This window comes from Amycolatopsis sp. cmx-4-83 (assembly GCF_046548815.1).
GTDB lineage: Bacteria > Actinomycetota > Actinomycetes > Mycobacteriales > Pseudonocardiaceae > Amycolatopsis > Amycolatopsis pretoriensis_A.
Genome location: NZ_JAEBEF010000001.1, coordinates 642,639 through 663,490, shown reverse-complemented (window position 1 = coordinate 663,490; position 20,852 = coordinate 642,639). Strand labels below are relative to the sequence as shown.

At 69.8% G+C, this 20,852-nt stretch carries 19 protein-coding genes; 7 read left to right on the top strand and 12 right to left on the bottom strand.

Translation table 11 applies throughout. The features are described from left to right. Positions 1-220: 220 nt before the first annotated feature. Both ACLJQM_RS03410 and ACLJQM_RS03405 read right to left on the bottom strand, forming a co-directional pair. Entirely contained in the window at positions 221-1,429 is a 1,209-nt protein-coding gene (locus tag ACLJQM_RS03410; RefSeq protein WP_410630115.1) for an MFS transporter, read from the bottom strand. A 111-nt stretch (positions 1,430-1,540) separates the two neighbouring features. Next, positions 1,541-2,635 carry an adenosine deaminase gene (locus ACLJQM_RS03405; protein ID WP_247014809.1) on the bottom strand — a complete coding sequence of 365 codons (1,095 nt, stop codon included), beginning with the start codon at positions 2,633-2,635 and terminating at the stop codon, positions 1,541-1,543. 211 nt (positions 2,636-2,846) lie between these two features. Between ACLJQM_RS03405 and ACLJQM_RS03400 the strand changes: the two genes are divergently transcribed. Further along, the gene (locus tag ACLJQM_RS03400; protein ID WP_410630114.1) at positions 2,847-3,974 is read left to right on the top strand and encodes a PA containing protein; all 1,128 of its coding nucleotides are present in this window, start codon (positions 2,847-2,849) and stop codon (positions 3,972-3,974) included. A gap of 212 nt (positions 3,975-4,186) precedes the next feature. Here ACLJQM_RS03400 and ACLJQM_RS03395 read toward each other — a convergent pair whose 3' ends face one another. The 6 genes from ACLJQM_RS03395 to ACLJQM_RS03370 form a co-directional block, all read right to left on the bottom strand. After that, a complete protein-coding gene (locus ACLJQM_RS03395; RefSeq protein ID WP_410630113.1) occupies positions 4,187-5,470 on the bottom strand; it encodes a thymidine phosphorylase in 1,284 nt (427 codons plus the stop codon). Beyond that, positions 5,467-5,859: a cytidine deaminase gene (locus ACLJQM_RS03390; protein WP_247014815.1), complete on the bottom strand. Its 393-nt coding sequence runs from the start codon at positions 5,857-5,859 to the stop codon at positions 5,467-5,469. Before ACLJQM_RS03390 ends, ACLJQM_RS03395 begins: the two co-directional genes overlap by 4 nt. Beyond that, positions 5,859-7,136, bottom strand: a complete 1,278-nt coding sequence (locus ACLJQM_RS03385; RefSeq protein ID WP_247014817.1) for an ABC transporter permease — start codon at positions 7,134-7,136, stop codon at positions 5,859-5,861. The genes ACLJQM_RS03390 and ACLJQM_RS03385 overlap by 1 nt, the downstream gene beginning before the upstream one ends. Then, positions 7,136-8,227 (bottom strand): ABC transporter permease, encoded by a 1,092-nt coding sequence (locus tag ACLJQM_RS03380; RefSeq protein ID WP_247014819.1) that lies wholly within the window; start codon positions 8,225-8,227, stop codon positions 7,136-7,138. Before ACLJQM_RS03380 ends, ACLJQM_RS03385 begins: the two co-directional genes overlap by 1 nt. Beyond that, positions 8,224-9,795 (bottom strand): ABC transporter ATP-binding protein, encoded by a 1,572-nt coding sequence (locus ACLJQM_RS03375; protein ID WP_360768506.1) that lies wholly within the window; start codon positions 9,793-9,795, stop codon positions 8,224-8,226. The genes ACLJQM_RS03380 and ACLJQM_RS03375 overlap by 4 nt, the downstream gene beginning before the upstream one ends. Before the next feature lie 80 nt (positions 9,796-9,875). After that, positions 9,876-11,018, bottom strand: a complete 1,143-nt coding sequence (locus tag ACLJQM_RS03370) for a BMP family protein (RefSeq protein ID WP_247014823.1) — start codon at positions 11,016-11,018, stop codon at positions 9,876-9,878. Positions 11,019-11,687: 669 nt separating this feature from the next. Between ACLJQM_RS03370 and sdhC the strand changes: the two genes are divergently transcribed. The 5 genes from sdhC to ACLJQM_RS03345 all read left to right on the top strand — a co-directional run bounded on the left by sdhC (position 11,688) and on the right by ACLJQM_RS03345 (position 16,225). Beyond that, complete coding sequence (gene sdhC, locus ACLJQM_RS03365; protein ID WP_247014825.1) at positions 11,688-12,131, top strand: succinate dehydrogenase, cytochrome b556 subunit; 444 nt, start codon at positions 11,688-11,690, stop codon at positions 12,129-12,131. Position 12,132: 1 nt separating this feature from the next. After that, a complete protein-coding gene (locus ACLJQM_RS03360) occupies positions 12,133-12,546 on the top strand; it encodes a succinate dehydrogenase hydrophobic membrane anchor subunit (protein WP_247014827.1) in 414 nt (137 codons plus the stop codon). A 19-nt stretch (positions 12,547-12,565) separates the two neighbouring features. Beyond that, positions 12,566-14,320, top strand: coding sequence for a succinate dehydrogenase flavoprotein subunit (gene sdhA, locus ACLJQM_RS03355; RefSeq protein ID WP_247014829.1), 1,755 nt, complete (start codon positions 12,566-12,568; stop codon positions 14,318-14,320). Continuing rightward, the gene (locus ACLJQM_RS03350) at positions 14,320-15,090 is read left to right on the top strand and encodes a succinate dehydrogenase iron-sulfur subunit (protein WP_247014831.1); all 771 of its coding nucleotides are present in this window, start codon (positions 14,320-14,322) and stop codon (positions 15,088-15,090) included. The genes sdhA and ACLJQM_RS03350 overlap by 1 nt, the downstream gene beginning before the upstream one ends. Positions 15,091-15,256: 166 nt before the next feature. Further along, positions 15,257-16,225, top strand: coding sequence for a hypothetical protein (locus ACLJQM_RS03345; protein WP_360768501.1), 969 nt, complete (start codon positions 15,257-15,259; stop codon positions 16,223-16,225). A gap of 65 nt (positions 16,226-16,290) precedes the next feature. Here the strand turns inward: ACLJQM_RS03345 and ACLJQM_RS03340 are convergent, their stop codons facing one another. Together ACLJQM_RS03340 and ACLJQM_RS03335 are read right to left on the bottom strand one after the other, a co-directional pair. Continuing rightward, a complete protein-coding gene (locus ACLJQM_RS03340) occupies positions 16,291-17,688 on the bottom strand; it encodes a S8 family peptidase (protein WP_410630112.1) in 1,398 nt (465 codons plus the stop codon). A 63-nt stretch (positions 17,689-17,751) separates the two neighbouring features. After that, positions 17,752-17,985 (bottom strand): SCO4848 family membrane protein, encoded by a 234-nt coding sequence (locus ACLJQM_RS03335; RefSeq protein ID WP_360768496.1) that lies wholly within the window; start codon positions 17,983-17,985, stop codon positions 17,752-17,754. A 43-nt stretch (positions 17,986-18,028) separates the two neighbouring features. Between ACLJQM_RS03335 and ACLJQM_RS03330 the strand changes: the two genes are divergently transcribed. Further along, positions 18,029-19,276 carry a D-alanyl-D-alanine carboxypeptidase family protein gene (locus tag ACLJQM_RS03330; RefSeq protein ID WP_410630111.1) on the top strand — a complete coding sequence of 416 codons (1,248 nt, stop codon included), beginning with the start codon at positions 18,029-18,031 and terminating at the stop codon, positions 19,274-19,276. On the opposite strand, the gene ACLJQM_RS03325 is transcribed toward ACLJQM_RS03330, so the two are convergent. Together ACLJQM_RS03325 and ACLJQM_RS03320 are read right to left on the bottom strand one after the other, a co-directional pair. Then, entirely contained in the window at positions 19,273-19,710 is a 438-nt protein-coding gene (locus ACLJQM_RS03325; RefSeq protein ID WP_247014842.1) for a winged helix-turn-helix transcriptional regulator, read from the bottom strand. The two genes, ACLJQM_RS03330 and ACLJQM_RS03325, sit on opposite strands and share 4 nt — an antisense overlap. Continuing rightward, on the bottom strand, positions 19,707-20,813 hold the full coding sequence (locus ACLJQM_RS03320) for an acyl-CoA dehydrogenase family protein (RefSeq protein WP_410630110.1): 1,107 nt from the start codon (positions 20,811-20,813) through the stop codon (positions 19,707-19,709). Before ACLJQM_RS03320 ends, ACLJQM_RS03325 begins: the two co-directional genes overlap by 4 nt. Between the last annotated feature and the right edge of the window lie 39 nt (positions 20,814-20,852).

Here is a 20,852-nt window from a genome sequence, read left to right as displayed (position 1 = left end):
AGGCCGCTTCCCCGCTGGTTCGGGGAGGCGGCCTTCGTCGTGTCCGAGGGTGCCCGGATGTCATGAAAGGGTCGTTCATGACGTCGCCGCCCGGACGCGGAGCAGCGGTCCACAGGCCCAGCCGGTTGTGGACAACCTGGGTCGGCCCGGCCGTGGACGGCCGGTTTTCGTCAGTGGCCGCCGATACGCTGGAGACGGGGGGCGCCCCCGCGGGCGGGTGTCAGGACTCGTGGTGCTCCGCGCGGACCGGGACCACCGCCACCGCCAGGGCCGGGAAGATCGCCGCCACGCAGAACGCCAGTGCGTAGCGGCTGTCGCCGATCACCAGGCCCAGCAGGGGCGGGGTCAGCGAGGCCGCGATGTTCTGGCCCGTGTTCTGCGTGCCCATCGCGCGGCCCGACCAGGCCAGGCCCGCCAGCTCGGCCGAGGCCGTGAAGCCCAGGCCGTTGTCGGCCACCGTGATGATCCCCGCCAGCGCCAGTGCCAGCAGCACCAGCCAGAGCCACGAGACGTCGCCCAGTGCCACCAGCAGCATCACCGCGCAGCTCAGCACCGCCAGCTGCCGCATCGGGCGCAGGCGGCTGCCGACGCGGTCGGACCACCAGCCCGAGCCGAGGCGGCCCAGCGCGCCCAGCACCTGGACCACCGCCAGGTACCAGCCCGCCGACAGCGCGCTCCAGTGCTGCACCGACACCAGGTACACCGGCGCGAACGCCGACACCGCGAACTGCGGGACCACCAGCAGCGCGCTCGCCCCGTGCACCCGCCACAGCGTCGCGTGCCGGTACGGCGAAGGCGGCTTGACCCCGCCGGCCGCCCGAGGGGGCCGGGGCGGGTCCGTCACCAGCCACGCCACCAGCAGCGCGACGACGATCGCGAGCCCGGCCGGCAGCAGCACGGCCGCGCGGAACCCGAAGTGCGCGGCCAGCGGCGGCAGCCCCAGCGCCGCGACGCCGACGCCGAGCGGCTGGGCCGTCTGGCGGATCCCCATCGCGACGCCGCGCTCGGACTTCGCGAACCAGCCCATCACCACGCGGCCGCTCGCCGCGTTCACCGAGGCCGTGCACGCACCGGCCGCGAGGAACACCCCAAAGAGCAGCCCGACCGAGTGATCACCGACTCCGGCGTACACCAGGAGTAACCCCGAGGCACCCAGTCCGAGAGCCATGATCAGGCGCTCTCCGTAACGGTCCGCAGCCGCGCCCCACACGATCAGGGTGAACAACAGCCCGATGCTCGGGGCCGCGACGACCGTGCCGGCCTCCGCCAGCGTGAGCCCCTCCCCCGCGCGCATGGCGGGGACCAGGAACGGGAGGCCGTAGAGGAACGAGCAGCTCGCGGTCTGCGCGGCGAGGCCGAGCGCGAGGATGAGCCACCGCCGTGAACTCGCCTGCACCCGCTCCACCGAGCCGTCCGCGACCTGCGCCATCTTCGCCACCGTCCCAAATAACGGGAAAGAATTCCTACATGGTGAACGATAGTTGGCATAGCTAAGGACCGCAACCACCGTTCGGCGGCCGCGGTCCTCCCGGCGCGCGGGTCAGGCCAGCGCGGCGTACCCGGGCTTGATGACGCCGTCGATCAGCGCGATCCGCGCGTCGAAATCGATGAACGCGGATTTCATCGCGTTGATGGTGAACCAGCGGAAGTCGTCCAGGCCATACCCGAAGGACTCGTGCAGCGCGGCGAATTCGCTGGTCATCGTGCATCCGCTCATCAGCCGGTTGTCCGTGTTCACGGTCACCCGGAAGCGCAGCTTGGCGAGCAGGCCGATCGGGTGCTCGGCGATCGAGCGGACCGTGCCTGTTTGGACGTTCGACGTCGGGCAGATCTCCAGGGGGATGCGGCGGTCGCGGACATACGCGGCCAACCGTCCAAGGTGGACCGTGCCGTCCGCGTCGGTCTTGATGTCCTCGGCGATGCGCACGCCGTGCCCGAGCCGCTCGGCGCCGCAGTGCTGAATCGCCTCCCAAATGGACGGCAAACCGAACGCTTCGCCGGCGTGAATGGTGAAATGCGCATTGTTCTGGCGCAGGTATTCGAACGCGTCGAGATTGCGGGTCGGGGGAAATCCGTCTTCCGGGCCCGCGATGTCGAACCCGGCGACGCCGGCGTCGCGGTAGCGGACGGCGAGGTCGGCGATCTCGAGGGCGCGGGCGTGCTGGCGCATCGCGCAGAGCAACGTCGCGACGCGGATGCTGCCGCCGTTCGCGGCCACGCGGCGAGTGCCCTCCGTGAACCCCGCTTGGACGGCCTCGACCACCGCATCGAGTGACAGACCGCGTTCGACGAACAACTCCGGTGCGTAGCGCACCTCGGCGTAGACGACGCCGTCGGCGGCCAGGTCCTCGACCGCTTCCGCGGCGACCCTGACCAGCGCATCCTCCGTCTGCATCACCCCGCAGGTGTGCGCGAAGGTCTCGAGGTAGGACACGAGCGACCCGGAATCGGCCGCCCGGCGGAACCAGCTGCCCAGCTCGGCCGGGTCGCTGGTGGGCAGTCCGGTATAGCCGGTTCGCTCGGCCAGTTCGGCGACGGTGGCCGGGCGGAGACCGCCGTCCAGGTGGTCGTGCAGCAGCACCTTGGGCGCGCGGCGGAGCGTCTCGCCGGTCAGAACAGGGCTTTCGTCAGGCATCCCCCAACGGTAACCTCGTTGTCATTCCCCTACATGGCCGTAACCCTCAGCCTCGGGCTAACCCTGAGCGTCGAGGATCGGGCAACGAATCGGCCATCCGGGGGCAGCCTCCGCAATAGGCTCTTCACGGGGGCCATACAGACAGCAATTTTTGCAATCGATAAGCTTCGTGGCACGTCCCTCCATTTCCCCGCCGACGAAGGACACAGCAGTGACCACTGACAACCACATTGCCGCGGCCCCGTCCTTCGACCGGATGCGCAACATGCTGGTGCGCGCGGCCGAAGTGCGTGAGAGCGAGCAGCAGCAGATCTTCGACGCGCTCGACGACATCTACGCCCGCCTCGCGCCGGTGGACTCGCTGGGCGCGGTCCGCAAGCGGCTGTCCGAGCTCCCCGACCGCACCGAGGTCGGCGTGCTGGCCGAGCGCCTCGACGAGACGATGTCCCGGCTCGAGGCCCAGGACAACGCCCTCTCGGCGCTGACCCGCGCGGTGGAGAGCATCGTCGACAAGCTGGCCAAGCCGTTCGCGCAGCTCGACGGCAGGCTCGACGGCATGGCGGCGCGCCTCGAGGGCGTCGGCGGCCGGATGGACGGGCTCGAAGACAAGCTCCAGAACATCCACCGCCGGCTCGACGAGCTGGGCGGCCACCTGGACAAGCAGGACGCGAAGCTCGACTCGATCCCGCAGTCGGTCACCGGCCCGGTCCGCGAGCGGATCGAGCAGGCCGAGCACACGCTGCGCGAGCGCGTCGACGGCTCCGACCACGAGCTGCGGGGCAAGGTCGACGAGCTCAGCCGCGTCACGCAGGAGCGCGTCGGCGAGCTGGGCCGCACCACGCACGAGCGGATCGACGCGAACACCGAGGCGCTCAAGGTGGCGCTGACCGAAACCGGCGAGATGATCGACGCCTCGGACCGCCTGGAGAACCTGGGTAACCGCCTCGAAACGGTCACCACCCGCCTCGACGACCTGGCCGGCCGCCTCGACAAGGTGGAGGACGGCTTCCTCTCCGGCATCGGCGACCTCGACGGCGCGCTCAAGGCCGGGCTGTCCAAGGTCGAGGGCACGCTGTCCAAGCAGCCGGACACCGACTCGGTGGACACGCTGGTCCGCAAGAGCAACGACGAGAGCGTCCGCCGCATCGGCGGCCAGCTCGACGAGGCGATGGCGACGTTCGCGGAGCTGATGCTCGGCGGCGGCCCGGCCGTCCAGCAGATCGCCCCGCCGCCGCCGGCCCCGCGCCAGCCGCGTCGCACCTCCCGCAACGGCCGCGCCCCGAAGCCGGCCGACGTCAAGGCCAAGACGGGCGAAGGCACCGAAGAAGCCACGGAGTAACCCAGCCCCCACGAAGAGGCCCCCACCGGTCCGCCGGCGGGGGCCTCTTCACGTTCCGAAACGCCACTTTCCCTACGAAAGCTCCGCTTCGGGCCGGGCCAGAGCCGCACTTTCACGTGAAAGTGCGGCTTCGGGCCGGGCCGGAGGCGGAGCTTTCGTAGGGAAAGATGCGCGAGGGTCACTCGGGTGGGTGATCATCTTCGCGATGGTCGTCACACCGTGCCGCGGATCGTCTCCCGCACGATCGGCTCCGGCGCCGACGCGGCCGATGCGACCGCGAAGCAGCCTTCCAGCGCTGACAAGGCCGCCGGGACCGCTTCCGGGGTGTCCGTGTGCAGTTCCAGCAGCGGCTCACCCTCGGTGACCGCGTCGCCGGGCTTGGCCAGGCACAGCACGCCCGCCGCCGCCTGGACCGGGTCCTCCTTGCGGGCCCGGCCCGCGCCCAGCCGCCAGGCCGCGACGCCCACCGCGTACGCGTCCAGGGAAGCCAGCACGCCCGAGGCCGGCGCGACCACCGTGTGGACGTGCGACGGCGTCGGCAGCGGCGCCGACGGGTCGCCGCCCTGGGCGGCGATCATCCGGCACCAGACCTCGTACGCCTCGCCGGAGGCCAGCACCGCGGCCGGGTCCGTGGAAATGCCCGCCAGCGCCAGCATCTCCCGGGCCAAGGCGAGCGTCAGCGAAACCACGTCCGCGGGACCGCCGCCCTTGAGCACGTCGACGGACTCCGCGACCTCGACCGCGTTCCCGACCGCGCGCCCCAGCGGGACGTTCATGTCGGTCAGCAGCGCGGTCGTCGGCACGCCGTGGTCGACGCCGATCGACGTCAGCGTCGAGGCCAGCTCCCGGGCCTGCGAAAGCGTCTTCATGAACGCGCCCGACCCGAACTTCACGTCCAGGACCAGCCCGGACGCGCCTTCCGCGATCTTCTTGCTCATGATCGAACTGGCGATCAGCGGGATCGACTCCACGGTCGACGTGACGTCCCGCAGCGCGTACAGCTTCTTGTCCGCCGGCGCGAGCCCGGACGTCGCCGCGCAGACCACCGCGCCGACGTCTTCGAGCTGCCGCGCGATCTCCGCGGTGGTCAGCGAAGCCCGCCAGCCGGGGATCGACTCGAGCTTGTCGAGCGTGCCGCCGGTGTGCCCGAGCCCGCGCCCGGACAGCTGCGGCACCGCCGCACCGCAGGCGGCCACGAGCGGCGCCAGCGGCAGCGTGATCTTGTCGCCGACCCCGCCGGTCGAGTGCTTGTCGACCGTCGGCCGGGAAACGTCCAGGGAGAGCCGCTCCCCCGACGAGATCATCGCGCCGGTCCACCGCGAGATCTCCCCGGAGTCCATGCCCCGCAGGAAGATCGCCATGGCCAAGGCGGACATCTGCTCCTCGGCCACAAGACCGCGCGTGTACGCGTCGACGACCCAGTCGATCTGCTCGTCCGAAAGCCGGCCTCCGTCGCGCTTGGTGCGGATGACGTCGACCGCGGCGAAGGCGCTCACGGCAGGTCGTCCGGGCCGAAGGCGTCCGGCAGGACGTCGGACATCGGCAGGATCCCGCTCGGCGTGTCCACCAGGCACGTGGACCCGCCGAGCTCGAACAGGATCTGCCGGCAGCGCCCGCACGGCATCAGCAGGTCACCGGCGCCGCTGCGGCACGCGACCGCCACGAGCCGGCCGCCGCCGGAGAGCCGCAGCTGGCCGGCCATCGTGCACTCCGCGCAGAGCCCGAGCCCGTAGGACGCGTTCTCGACGTTGCACCCGGTGACCACGCGGCCGTCGTCGACGATCCCCGCGACACCCACGTGCAGGCCCGAATAAGGCGCGTACGCGTGGGAAGCGGCCTCAATCGCCTGGGAACGCAGTGCATCCCAGTCCACAGTGGACGTCATCAGTCCTCACCCCGCCGGTACGGCTGGCCGTCGGCCTTCGGCGGCCGCAGCCGCTGCGAAGCCACCGCCAGCACGATCAGCGTCACGAAGTGCGCGGTGTACGGGATCAGGTCCGACGGCAGCGTGTCGTTGGCGTAGTAGATCGCGTACAGCACGCCCGCGCCGACGACGCCGAGCCCGGCCGCGATCCACTGCCGCCGGAACAGCTGCACGACGACGATGACGCCGACCAGGATGACCGCGCCGTACAGCAGCGCGAGCACCGCTTCGCCGCCGCCGGAGAGCTGCAGGCCGTCCGCGTAGCCGAACAGCGCCGCGCCGCCGAGCAGGCCGCCCGGGCGCCAGTTGCCGAAGATCATCGCCGCGAGGCCGATGTACCCGCGGCCGTTGGTCTGGTTCTCCAGGTAGTCCGCGCCGCCGCGCAGCAGCACCAGCGACGCGCCGCCCATCCCGGCGAAGGCGCCGGAGATCAGCATCGCGATGTACTTGTGCCGGTAGACGTTGACGCCGAGGGACTCCGCGGCCACCGGGTTCTCGCCGCACGAGCGCAGCCGCAGGCCGAACCGGGTCTTCCAGAGCACCCAGAAGCTGACCGGCACCAGGATGATCGCGATCATCGTCAGCGGCGCCACCTCGGTGACCAGGCCGCGCAGGATGCCGGCGACGTCGGAGATGCCGACGCGCTGCTCCTTCTCCAGGTCGCCGAGCCAGTCCGAGAGGCCGCTCGCCGAGTAGGTGTCGAACTTCGGCACCACCGGCGACTGCCGCGGGTTGCCCGACAGCGGCTCGAAGATCAGGTTCGCCAGGTACTTCGTGACGCCGAGGCCGAGCAGGTTGATCGCGACGCCGGAGACGATGTGGTTGACGTTGAACGTCACCGTCGCCACCGCGTGCAGCAGGCCGCCGAGCGCACCGAAGACGAGCGCGGCCAGCAGCCCGGCCCACACCCCGCCGTAGTACGCGCCCCAGGCCGCACCCCACGTGCCGAGGATCATCATGCCCTCGAGGCCGATGTTGACCACGCCCGCGCGCTCGGCCCAGAGGCCGCCCAGCGCGCAGAGCAGGATCGGCAGGGCCAGGCGCAACGCCGTCTGCGCCGTGTTAGACGACGTCAGCGCGGAAACGCCGGTGGAGTACGACGCCGTCGAGAGCACGGCGATGGCGATGACCGCCCAGATGACCCCGCGCAGCCAGCCCGGGATCCGGGACCGCTTGCGGTGCACCGGCATCGTGCCGGGGCTGCCCGCGTCGGGCCGGGAAATGTCGGTGACGGCCATCAGACCGCACCCCCTTCGGCGACCGTGGAACCCTTGCGGCCGGCGAGTGCCCGGCCGACCCGGCGTTGCTCGGCGGCCAGGTCGGCGCGCCGCACGATCTCGTACGCCACGACGACCGACAGCACGATGATGCCCTGCATGATCGTCGCGATCTCCTTGGACACGTTGATCTGCTCCAGCGACACCGCGGAGGTGTCGAGGAACGCCCACAGCAGCGCGCCGAGCGCGATGCCGCCGGGGTGGTTGCGGCCCAGCAGCGCGACCGCGATGCCGGTGAAGCCGTACATCTGGGTCGAGGTGATGCCGTAGCTGAAGTCGCGGCCGAGCAGTTCCGGCATCGCGACCAGGCCGGCGACGCCGCCGGAGAGCAGCATCGCGATCAGCGTCATCTTCTTGGCGTTGACGCCGCCTGCGGCGGCCGCGGTGGTGGATTCGCCGGACGCCTTGAGCTCGAAGCCGAACCGCGTGCGGTTGAGCATGAACCAGTAGGCGCCGCCGATCAGCGCGGCGATGAAGACGAACCCGAACAGCGTGCCCGAGCCGAGCGGGATGCCCGGGATCCGGCCGGACGGCTCGATCACGCGGGTGCCGATGTTGTTGCCGGTCTGCACGCCGAACTGGTCGGCGTTGATGAGGAAGGCGATGATCCCGCCGACGATCGCGTTGAGCATGATCGTCGCGATCACCTCGCTCACCCCGCGGGTGACCTTGAGGATCGCCGGGATCGCCGCGTACGCCGCACCGGCGACGACGGCCACGATCAGGATGACCAGCGTGTGGAGCACCGGCGGGAGCTTGAGGGCACCGCCGGCGATGGCCGCGACGACCGCGGCGAACCGGTACTGGCCCTCGACACCGATGTTGAAGAGGTTCATCTGGAAGCCGATGGCCACCGCGAGCCCGGACAGGTAATAGACCGTCGCCAGGTTCACCGTGTCGACCGCGGTGGAGCCCTTGAACATCTGGCCGATCATCGTGCCGTACGCGTTGAGCGGGTCGGCCCCGGAGATGATCAGCGCGATCGCCGACAGCAGCACGGCGAAGACGATCGCCAGCAGCGGTGGCAGCAGTTTCGTGCGCCAGGACGTCATGCTTCGTCACCCTCCCCGGCGCCGGTCATCGCCGAGCCCAGTTCCTGCGGGGTCACGGTGGCGGGGTCGGCCTCGCTGACGAGGCGCCCGCGCAGCATGACCCGGATCGTGTCCGACAGGCCGATCAGCTCGTCGAGGTCGGCGGAGATCAGCAGCACCGCGAGCCCGGCGGCGCGGGCCAGGCGGATCTGCTCCCAGATCAGCGCCTGCGCGCCGACGTCGACACCGCGCGTCGGGTGCGAAGCCACCAGCAGCACCGGGTTGCCGGACAGCTCGCGCCCGACGATCAGCTTCTGCTGGTTGCCGCCCGAGAGCGCGGCGGCCGGGACGTCGATGCCCGGCGTGCGGACGTCGTAGTCGCGGACGATCCGCTCGGTGTCGGCGCGGGCGCCGGCGATGTCGAGCAACTGTCCTTTCGAGACCGGTTCGCGGGTCTGGTAACCCAGGATCCGGTTGACCCACAACGGTTGCTGGAGCAGCAGGCTGTGCCGCGTGCGGTCTTCGGCGATGTAGCCGATGCCGGCTTCGCGCCGCGCCAGCGTGCCCGCCTTCGTGAGGTCGCGCGCTTTGCCGTCGGCGTCGACCAGCTCGATCGTGCCGCCGGACGGCTTGCGCATGCCCATGATGGTTTCGACGAGCTCGGTCTGCCCGTTGCCCTCGACGCCGGCGATGCCGAGCACCTCGCCCGCGTGCACGGTGAAGGTGACGTCGTCGAGCGCGTTGCGGTCGGAGCCCTCGGCACCGAGCGTCAGCCCGGTCAGCCTCAGCACGTCCCGGTCGGTGACCGTGGACTCGCGGGTCTCCGGGCTGGGCAGCTCGGACCCGACCATCATCTCCGCGAGCTCGCGGGAGGTGATGGTCTTCGGGTCGGCGGTGCCGACCGTGGTGCCGCGCCGGATCACCGTGACGGTGTCGGCGATCGCGCGCACCTCGTCGAGCTTGTGCGAGATGAAGAGGAACGTGTAGCCGTCGGCCTTCATCTCCCGGACGGTCGCGAACAGCGCGTCGACCTCCTGCGGCACCAGCACCGCGGTCGGCTCGTCCAGGATGATGATCTTCGCCCCGCGGTAGAGCACCTTGACGATCTCGACGCGCTGGCGGTCGGCGACGCCGAGCTCCTCCAGCAGCGTGTCCGGCTCGGCGTGCAGGCCGGTCCGCTCCGCGAGCTCGGCCAGCCGCGCGCGGGCGGCGCGGCCGATGCCGTGCAGGCCCTCGGCGCCGAGGAAGACGTTCTCGCCGACGGTGAGGTTGTCGGCGAGCATGAAGTGCTGGTGCACCATGCCGATGCCGGCCCGGATGGCGTCCTGCGGGTTGCGCAGCTTCACCTCGTCGCCGTTGATCGCGATGGTGCCCTCGTCCGGCGGCTGCATGCCGTAGAGGATCTTCATCAGGGTGGACTTGCCGGCGCCGTTCTCGCCACAGATGGCGTGCACCTCGCCGGCGGTGACGGTGAGGTTGACGTCGGAGTTGGCCACCACGCCGGGAAAGCGCTTGGTGATCCCGGTCAGCTGGACGGCGGGGGCGCCCCGGTCGGGGACGGCTTCGGCCGGGGCCTCGGCAGTGCTCATGGGCGGGAGAATTCCATATCTCGTCCAAACGCGTGAGGGGCCCGGAGGAAAAGTTCCTCCGAGCCCCGACGCGTTGTCAGTTACTTCTGCGGCTTGTCCGAGACGGTGATGGCACCCGAGATGATCTGGGCCTTGTAGCCGTCCAGAACGTCCTTGATGTCGTCGACCTTGCCACCGGAGGTGGCGTAGCCGACGCCGTCGACCTTGAGGTCGAACCGCTTCGGCAGGGTCGTCAGGTCGCCCTTGGCGAGCGCCTGGACGTAGTCGAAGACGGCGACGTCGACGCGCTTGAGCATGGACGTGATGATGACGTCCTTGTCGGCGGCGACGGTCTTCTGGTTGTACTGGTCGGAGTCGACGCCGATGGCCAGCGCGTTGCCCGCCTTGGCGGCGTCGAACACGCCCTTCCCGGAGGCGCCGGCGGCGTGGTAGATCACGTCCGCGCCCTTGGCGATCTCGGCCGCGGCCTTGACGTTGCCCTTCGCCGGGTCCTGGAACCCGGAGAAGTCACCGGCCGGGGTCAGGTAGTCGTCCTCGATCTTGATCTTGGACGAAACCGTCTTCGCGCCCTGCAGGAAGCCGGCCTCGAACTTCTGGATCAGCGGGGTGTTGACACCGCCGACGAAGCCGACGTGGCAGCTCTTGCTCTTGTACGCGGCGGCGACGCCGGCCAGGAACGAGCCCTGCTCCTCGGCGAAGACCAGCGGCGTCACGTTCGGGAGCGTGATCGAGTCGTCGTCGACGATCGCGAACTTGGTGTTCGGGTACTTGGCCGCGACGACCTTCACCGACGGCGCGTACGCGAAGCCGACCGCCACGATCGGGTTCATGCCCGAGGCGGCCATCTGGTCGAGGCGCTGCTGCTTGGCCGACTCGGCCTCGCTGGCGGACGCGGTGCTCTCGTTGACCGTGGTCACGCCGAGCTCGGCCTTCGCCTTGTCGGTGCCCGCGGCGGCGGCGTCGTTGAAGGACGCGTCACCCCGGCCGCCGACGTCGAAGGCCAGGCCGATCTTCAGCGCGCTGCCGTCGACCTTGCCGCCGGCCGCGGTCGAGCTGCTGGCGGCGGCGGGCGCCGCGGGCGGCTTCTGCGCGGTGACGCAGTCGGAACCGCCCGAAGAGGCCGCGGTGTTGTTCGAGCTGCTACCACCGCTGGAGTCCTTGGCGCACCCGGCCAGGGCGAGCACCCCGGCCATGGCCGCAGCGGCCAGCGCGGTTCCACGCATGCGACGCAACGTGTTTCTCCCTCCCCGCTGATCCAGCGGATGGTCAAGGGCACGACCCGGCCCTACTGCCGGGTCGACCGCCAGACCGTACCCGGCGGACAGGAAAGCGCCATAGGAAAGGCACGCTACGTAACACAAACGTTTACTCACGAGTCGCACGCGCGACCGGGCGAGCACCCACCGTGATCAAAAGGCTCACGGGGCGCTTCTTTCGGCCGAAACCCCGCACCGCGGGACGGCCGAATTGCCGTTTGCTGTCACCCAGTGTGCCAGGCCGACCGAGGAGTGGACCACCCCGATCACTCTGTGAGACGAACCCGGATCCACTGCTCGTCCGAATCGTTCCAGTGCCGGATCGGGCGGTCACCACTCGATCAGGTGTCATCCGGACGGGCAAGCCGGGGCCGGACCGGCGCGGTGCGTCCACAGTGGACCACCCGCGCTGTGACGGCGCCCACAACCGGTGTGCGCCCAGGTGTCTGGTCCATCACAGAGAGGAACCCGGAGGTGAGCCGTCCGTCCGGGTCGGGTCTAGCATCCTTTTCATCCACGCTCGATGACCCTTGATCTCGGCATTGCCGCCGTAGTCGTCCCAGGTGGACGACGACGATCAGTGCGGACCTCACCGGTCACCCGGGCACATAGTCAGACGTTGGAGGCCGTTCACCGATGTCCACCACGGCGAGCACTGCCACCTCGGCAGGGGCGAGCGATCGGGCGGGTGCCTCACGCCGGCAGGGAACCTTCTACCGGGGCGACCCCGGCATGTGGTCCTGGGTGCTGCACCGCATCACCGGCGTGCTCACATTCTTCTTCCTGTTCGTGCACGTGCTCGACACCGCGCTGGTGCGCGTGTCGCCGAACACCTACGACCAGGTCATCGAGACCTACAAGACCCCGATCGTCAACCTCCTCGAGGTCGGCCTGGTCGGCGCGGTCCTCTTCCACGCGCTGAACGGCATCCGCGTCATGCTGGTCGACTTCTGGTCGAAGGGCCCGAAGCTGCAGAAGGCGATGCTGTGGGTGATCGGCGTGGTCTGGGTCGTGGTGATGGTCCCCGGTGCCTTCTTCATGCTGAAGCGCACCGTCGAAACGCTCTTCGGGGGTAACTGACATGGCCGACCTCGCCCTCGCGAACCCCCGCGCGCCGAAGCGTCCCGCCGCCCGCCGGAGCAACTTCGAGCTCTACAGCTGGCTGTTCATGCGGATCTCCGGCCTCGCGCTGATCATCCTGGTGCTCGGCCACCTGTTGATCATGAACATCCTCGACGGCGGTGTGCACCGGATCAACTGGGGCTTCGTCGCCGGCCGCTGGGCTTCGCCGTTCTGGCAGTTCTGGGACCTGGCCATGCTCTGGCTCGCCGAGATCCACGGCGGCAACGGCCTGCGCACCATCATCGACGACTACGCGCGCAAGGACAGCACGCGGTTCTGGCTGAAGATCGTGCTGTACGTCTCGATGGTGCTGATCCTGGCCGTCGGCACGATGGTGATCTTCACCTTCGACCCGAACATGCCCGCGAACTGACACCCGGAGACCCCCCACCATGCAGTTCCACAAGTACGACGTGGTGATCGTCGGCGCCGGCGGCGCCGGGATGCGCGCGGCCATCGAGTCCGGCCAGCGCGCGCGCACCGCGGTCCTCACCAAGCTCTACCCGACCCGGTCCCACACCGGCGCGGCCCAGGGCGGCATGTGCGCCGCGCTGGCGAACGTCGAAGAGGACAACTGGGAGTGGCACACCTTCGACACGATCAAGGGCGGCGACTACCTGGTCGACCAGGACGCCGCCGAGATCATGGCGAAGGAGGCCATCGACGCGGTCCTCGACCTCGAGAAGATGGGCCTGCCGTTCAACCGCACGCCCGAGGGCAAAATCGACCAGCGCCGTTTCGGCGGGCACACGCGTGACCACGGCAAGGCCGCGGTCCGCCGCGCCTGCTACGCCGCCGACCGCACCGGTCACATGATCCTGCAGACGCTCTACCAAAACTGTGTCAAGTACGGCACCGAGTTCTTCAACGAGTTCTACGTGCTCGACCTCGTGACCAGCCCGGACGAGAACGGCAACCCGGTCGCCTCCGGCGTCGTCGCCTACGAGCTGGCCACCGGCGAGCTGCACGTCTTCCAGGCCAAGTCGATCGTGATGGCGACCGGCGGCGCGGGCAAGATCTTCAAGACGACGTCGAACGCGCACACCCTCACCGGTGACGGCCTCGGCATCATCTTCCGCAAGGGCCTGCCGCTGGAGGACATGGAGTTCTTCCAGTTCCACCCGACCGGCCTCGCGGGCCTGGGCATCCTGATTTCCGAAGCCGTCCGCGGCGAGGGCGGGATCCTGCGCAACGCCTCCGGCGAGCGGTTCATGGAGCGCTACGCCCCCACCATCAAGGACCTCGCGCCGCGCGACATCGTGGCGCGCTCGATGGTGCAGGAAGTGCTGCAGGGCCGGGGGTGCGGGCCGAACAAGGACTACGTCGTCCTGGACGTCACGCACATCCCCGAGGAGACGCTGAACGCGAAGCTCCCGGACATCATGGAGTTCTCCCGGACCTACCTGGGCGTCGACCCGGTGAAGGAGCCGGTGCCGGTGTTCCCGACGTGCCACTACGTCATGGGCGGCATCCCGACCAACATCCACGGCGAAGCGCTGCGGGACAACGAGAACGTCATCCCGGGTCTCTACGCCGCGGGCGAGGTTGCCTGCGTGTCCGTGCACGGCTCGAACCGCCTGGGCACGAACTCGCTGCTGGACATCAACGTGTTCGGCCGCCGCGCCGGCATCGCCGCCGCGGAGTACGCGCTGGCGCACGAGCACGTCGAGCTGCCCGCGGACCCGACGGCCCTGGTCGAGGAGCAGCTCGCGGGCCTGCTGTCGGAGCACGGCGACGAGCGCGTCGCCGACATCCGCAAGGAAATGCAGCAGACGATGGACTCGCACGCGTCGGTGTACCGGACCGAGGACACGCTGAAGCAGGCGCTGACCGACATCCAGGCGCTGAAGGCCCGCTACCAGCGGATCACCGTGTCGGACAAGGGCAAGCGCTACAACACCGACCTCCTCGAGGCCGTCGAGCTGGGCTTCCTGCTGGAGCTGGCCGAGGTCCTGGTCGTCGGCGCGATCGCGCGCAAGGAGTCCCGCGGCGGCCACGCCCGCGAGGACTACCCGACCCGCGACGACACGAACTTCATGCGCCACACGATGGCCTACAAGCAGGGCACCGGCCTGGCGTCCGACATCCGGCTCGACTACAAGCCGGTCACCTTCACCCGCTACGAGCCGATGGAGCGGAAGTACTGATGACTGCGGCAACCACTGAGGACGCTCCCGCTGCTTCGGACGAGCACACGCCGATCACCGTCACGCTGAAGATCCTGCGGTTCAACCCGGAGGTCGACACGGAGCCGCACTGGGAGTCCTACGACGTCCCGGCGCAGCGCACCGACCGCCTGCTGAACCTGCTGTTCTACGTCAAGGACTACATCGACGGCACGTTCTCGTTCCGCCGCTCGTGCGCCCACGGCGTGTGCGGCTCGGACGCGATGCAGATCAACGGCATCAACCGCCTGGCGTGCAAGGTCCTGATGAAGGATCTCCTGTCGGCGTCGGGCAAGCCGACCACGATCACGATCGCCCCGATCAAGGGCCTGACGACGTTGAAGGACCTGTACGTCGACATGGACCCGTTCTTCGAGGCGTACCGGGCGATCAAGCCGTACCTGATCACGTACGGCAACGAGCCGACGCGGGAGCGCATCCAGTCGCAGGCGGACCGGGACCGGTTCGACGACACGACCAAGTGCATCCTCTGCGCGTGCTGCACCTCGTCGTGCCCGGTGTACTGGAACGACGGGTCCTACTTCGGCCCGGCGGCGATCGTGAACGCCCACCGGTTCATCTTCGACTCCCGCGACGAGGGAGCCGAGGAGCGGCTGGACATCCTCAACGACGGCGAGGGCGTCTGGCGCTGCCGGACGACGTTCAACTGCACGGACGCCTGCCCCCGAGGGATCCAGGTGACGAAGGCGATCCAGGAAGTGAAGCGCGCACTGCTCTTCAAGCGCGTCTGACCTCCGCTCCGCCCAGTTCGTTTGTCATGAGGGGCACCCCCATGGTCTTTAAGGCCATGAGGGTGCCCCTCATGGCTTTTGCGGGCCTGTGGACAACGGTGAGAGTTGTCCACAGTTCGGTAGAACGACCTGGTGCCCGGGACTCGCAACCGATCACCATGAATCCATGCCCAGACGCGGGAAGTGGGAACAGCATCCCGAACTGCTGACGCACCGGAGCCGAGAAGGCGTGATCACGGCGCGCGACTTGCAATCGCTCGACATGGACCCGCGGACGATCTACCGGAAGTGCCTGCCCGGAGGTCCCTGGCAACGGCTACTACCCGGGATCATCCTCCTGCACAACGGCGGCGTAACCCACCGCCAGCGAGCCCTGGCAGCCCTCCTCTACGGCGGCCCCGGGGCTATGATCACCGGCGCAGACGCATGTCGCTGGTACGACCTTCGCGTACCGGACGAGTTTCCCGCTCAAGACATCCACCTTCTGATCCCGCACGAACGCCGGGTATTGAGCTCCGAATACGTTGTCGCCGAGCGCACCAGACGGCTTCCCGGCGCCTGGATCCGGCGCGGGCTCCCCCTTGCTCCTCTGGTGCGCGCGACGACCGACGCGGTCCGGCGGATCCGTGCCGAGGAACCGATCAGCCACCTGCTGGTGGAAGCCATCCAGCATGGCCGCTGTCTGCCTGCGGAGCTGACGAGCGAACTCGATGTGGGAACAAAACGCGGCACCGCGATCCCGCGCCGGTTGCTGAAGGAGTGGACGGACCTCCGCTCGGTGGCCGAGATCCACGCCAAGAAGCTGTCAGCCCGGCTTACGACCGAGCCAACCCATTGGAACACAGGCGTGCGGACGGCCAGTGGTTTCGTCGGGCGCCCGGACGCGTGGTGGGACGAAGTCGCGCTCGCTTGGGAAATCGATTCGTTCGAATTCCACTACACGCGCCATGACTACGCCCGGACCCTCCGCCGGAACAACCGCTACGCAGCCGCTGGGATCAAGGTCGTCCAGACGCTCCCCACTCGGATCAGAGACGCCCCCGAAGAGGTGTTGCATGAGCTCGAATCCGCATACGCCGCAGCCGCTGCACGCTCGCGTCCCCCGGTCTACTTGGTGGAAGAAGAAGCCGCGTGACAACGCCATGAGGGGCACCCTCATGGACTTTAAGTCCATGAGGGTGCCCCTCATGACCGAAACTCCTACCGGACCGCGTCCAGGGCGTTGACCAGGCCGTGGCCGTAGTACGAGTTGTTCTTCGCCGGGCCCGTGCACTCCTTCTCCGTCGACGCGCACTTCACCACGTCCGCCTCGCCCGTGAGGATGCGGGCCAGCAGCTGCGGGGGAAGGCCGCGGAACTTCGAGGCCAGCAAGGCCGCCACGCCCGCCGCGTGCGGGGATGCCATCGACGTGCCGCACTTCGAGCCGTACTGGCCGCCGAACACCGTTGTCGACAGGGGGCAGGCTGGGCCTTCGCCGGCCGGTGGGGCTTGGACGAAGTCGCCGCCCGGGGCCGTCACGTCGATCTCGCCGTAGTTGCTGAACGACGACTTCGTGCCCGCGTAACCCACCGACGACACCGTCACCACGCCGTCGATCGCCTTCGGCAGGATGCCGCAGGACGAGTCCACCGGGTGCGGGCGGTTCGGGTCCGTCGTCTGCTTCGTCGTGTCGAAGCCCGAGTTGCCCGCCGCCGACACGTTCAGGACGCCGTGGTGGGTCGAGAACTCGATCGCGCGGCGCACCGCCTCGTACGCGGCCGCGTCGCCCGGCTCGCGGGAGCAGAAGAACATGCCCGGGTCGATGTAGTAGCTGTTGTTCGTCACCTGGAAGCCGTGCTTGGCCGCCCACACGAAGCCGCAGACCGCCGACTCCGGGAAGATGTAGCCGTCGTCGTTGACGACCTTCACCGAGGCCAGCCGGACGCCCGGGGCGATGCCCGTGAAGCCCGCCGCCGGGTCCTTGCCCGCGATCGTGCCCGCCACGTGCGTTCCGTGGTCGGACGTCGTCGGTGCCCACGACGCCGGCGTGAGGTCCGGCGCGCCCGTGATGCAGCCCGCCGACGAACGAGCGTCGACCGCCGCCTTCAGGGCCGGGTGCGTCGCGTCGATGCCCGAGTCGAGCACGCCGACCGTCACCGAGTGGCTGCCCTGGTTGATCTTGTTGGCCTCGGGCGCGTGGATCGCCTTCATGTCCCACTGCTGCGCCGACAGGTCACCTGCGGCAGCCACCGAACGGGTGTCCTCCAGCGTCTTCACCGCGCCGAGTGAACGGGCCGCGGCACCCGAAGTGGAGGCCACGTCCTTGCCGCCCGAATAGGCCCGGTAGACGCCGATCTTCTGCTGGAAGTCCGCGTTGCGCGAGCTGGCGATCGCGACGCCGATCTCGGCGTAGTACGCGACCTTCGTGCCGCACTTGGCCGCCAGTTCCTTGTCGACGGCCGACGCGCGCGTGCCCGGCTGGTACGTCACCACGTAGGTGTACGGCGTGCTCGTCGTGTCACAGGTGACCGGCGCGGCCTCCGCGGCCGGCGCTGCCGCGAACAGGCCGCCCCCGACGGCCAGCACAAGCGGGGCCGCCATTCGGCGTAAACGGGACATTCCACCTCCAGAGTCAGTGGCGTCAACCTAAACCGGCCCCGGAGAGCGCGCCACCGACCAAAGTCAGGAGGCGGTGCGGGTGCGCACCCCGCGCCAGCCCAGCACCCCGATGATCGTGCCCAGCACGAACGAGACGACGGTCAGCACCGCGTGCACGACGAAGTACGCGGTCGGCGAGCCGTCCGCGGTCCACGCCCGGTCGCTTTCCCAGAGGTTCTTGGCGAACGTGATCCAGATGATCCACGACCACACGCCGAAGGCCAGCAGGAACAGCGAGGTTCGTCGGGAAAGGCGCATGCCCCTGAGTATGCGCCGACGGCAACGGCGCTAGATTGCGTGGGTGCACTCCGCTGTCTCCCGGTCGCTCAAGGTCTTCACGACGACGCTCGCCGCCGCCCTCCTGGCCCTGGGCACCCCCGTCGCCGCGGGCGCCGCGCCGCAGCAGCAGGGCCAGTGCGCCAACCACCTCGCTCCTCCACCGCCGGTCGACACGTCGGAGAAGCCCGCGCCCGGCAAGCAGGCCCCGGCGCCGCTGGCCGTGCCCGCCGCCCCGGTCGGCGGCCCGCGGATGGCCGAGTGCGGCCTGATCACCCCGGACGGCGCGCTCAACCCGCCGGACGGCAACACCGCGGCGTCCTGGCTGGTGCAGGACCTCGACACCGGCGCCGTCGTCGCGGCGAAGGACCCGCACTCCCGGCAGCGGCCGGCGTCGCTCATCAAGACGCTGCTCGCGCTCGTCGTCGTCACGCAGCTGACGCCGCAGCAGGTCCTGGTCGCGACGAAGGAGGACGCCGAGCAGGAGTGCACCTGCGTCGGGCTCGTCGCCGGCGGCCAGTACACGGTCGACCAGCTGCTCCACGGCCTCCTGATGCACTCGGGCAACGACGTCGCGCACGCCTTGGCGACGGCGCTCGGCGGGCCGGACTCCGCGGTGGCGAAGATGAACGCGCTGGCGGCCCGGATCGGCGCGCTGGACACGCGGGCCGCGACGCCGTCGGGCCTCGACGGGCCGGGCATGTCGACCTCGGCTTACGACCTCAGCCTGATCTTCCACTACGCGATGAAGCAGCCCGAGTTCGCGAAGGTCGTCGCGACGAAGAACTTCGAGATCCCGCCGGCCGGTGGCAAGCCCGCGATCCCCATCTTCAACGACAACAAGCTGCTCGGCGTCTACCCCGGCTTCCTCGGCGGCAAGACCGGCTTCACCGACGACGCCCGCCACACCTACGTCGGCTCCGCGCAGCGCAAGGGCAAGCGGCTCGCGGTCGTGATGCTGCGCGCCGAGCAGAAGCCGACGAAGGTGGTCGACCAGGCCGGGAAGCTGCTCGACTACGGCTTCGCGCTGGAGGACGACCGCGCCGAACCGGTCGGCCAGATCAGCTACCAGGCGCCCGCGACCAGCGCGCCCGGGACCGACCCGTCGGTGCTGGCCGACGGTGACACCGGCAACAGCGGGACGTCCTCCACGGCCGCCGGCACCAAGGAAGACCCGTTCGGCGTCACCGGGTGGATCATCACGCTGCTCGTGTTCCTGGTCATCGTCGGCGGGTTCGTCGTCGGGCACCAGCGCAAGAAGGCCGCGAACTAGCGGAACCCGGGCCCGGGCTCCGGGGTCACCTTGTCGGTCGTGATCGCGCCGCCGCAGTGCCCGCAGGCCACGAACGTCTCGGCGATCTCGCCGCAGTCGTGGTGCCGCAACAGGATCGGCGGCCCCGCCGGCCCGGCGAGGTGCCGGTCGCCCCACTGCATGAGCGTGACGACGGCGCCGAACAGGTCGCGTCCGGCCGGGGTCAGCCGGTATTCGGGCACCGGGTCGACGCGGTCGAGCACGCCCGCGTCGACGAGGGTCTTCAGGCGGGCGGACAGCGTCGGGCGCGGGATCGAGAGCGTGCGCGCGAACTCGCCGTAGCGGCGCACGCCGAAGAACGCCTCCCGAAGGATGAGCAGGCTCCACCGCTCGCCGACGAGGTCGAGCGCGCGCCCGACGGAATCCGCGGTGAACCGGTGGCCGAGGTCGGTCACAGCTGCTCCGTGCGGGCCGGGACGCCCAGCAGCAGCTTGCCCGACAGCTCGAAGCTGGCCGGGTTGACCTGGAAGTGGGCGGTGGCGGTGTGGGCGTCGCGGAACCGGCGCTGCAGCGGCGAAGTCTCGTAGATCGCGGCGCCACCACCGAGGTCGTACATGCTTTCGGCGACCTTCGCGGCCGTGCGCGTGACGTGCGTGGCGGCGAGCCGGAGGCCCAGCTTGAGCGCGTCCGGCACCGGTTCGGTGCCCTGCGCGGCCTGCCAGGCGTCGTCGATGCTGGCGTAGAAGAACAGCCTCGCGGCACGCAGGGCCGCTTCCGCCTCCGCGACGGCGGCCTGGGTCTGCGACCGCTCGGCCAGCGACCGGCGGGAGCCGAGCGGTTTGCGGGTGGCGGCCAGTTCGACGAGGTCGTCGATCGCGCCGCGCGCGTTGCCGAGCGCGGCCGCGGCGACGGACAGCGCGAAGAAGCCGAAGAGCGGGAACCGGTGCAGCGCAACGGCTTCCGGCGGCGGCCCACCCATGACCGAGAAGACGCGGTGCTCCGGGACGAACAGCGCGTCGGCGACGCAGTCGTGGCTGCCGGTGCCGCGCAGGCCGTTGGTGTGCCAGGTGTCGAGGACGGTGATCGCGGCCTTCGGCAGCGCGGCGACGTAGAGCTGTCCTTCGTGGACGAACCCGGCGAAGAGCCAGTCGCAGTGCGGGATCCCGCTGCAGAACGCCCACCGGCCGGACACGACGTACCCGCCGTCGACCCGCTCGCCGGTGCCGCGCGGCGCCCAGACCCCGGCGGCGACGGTGCGCGGGTCGCCGAAGACCTCTTCGGCGCACTTTCGCGGGGCGTAGGCCGAGAGCAGGCTGCTCGTCACGGCGATCGAGACGCACCAGCCGGCCGACGCGTCCCCGCGCGCGACCGTCTCCGCCGTCTCGAGGCTGACGGCGGGCGGCGCTTCGGGCCCACCGAGGTAGCCGGGGACACCGCTGCGCAGGAGCTGGGCGTCGGTCAGCTTCGCGACGAGCTCGGCGGGCAGCGCACGCTGCCGTTCGGTGACCGGCGCGAGTGTCTTGGCGAGCGCGGCGCACTCGCGGGCGGCGTCCAGCACGAAACCTCCGGTTCGGATTTCTTACCGGTTCAGTTTCTT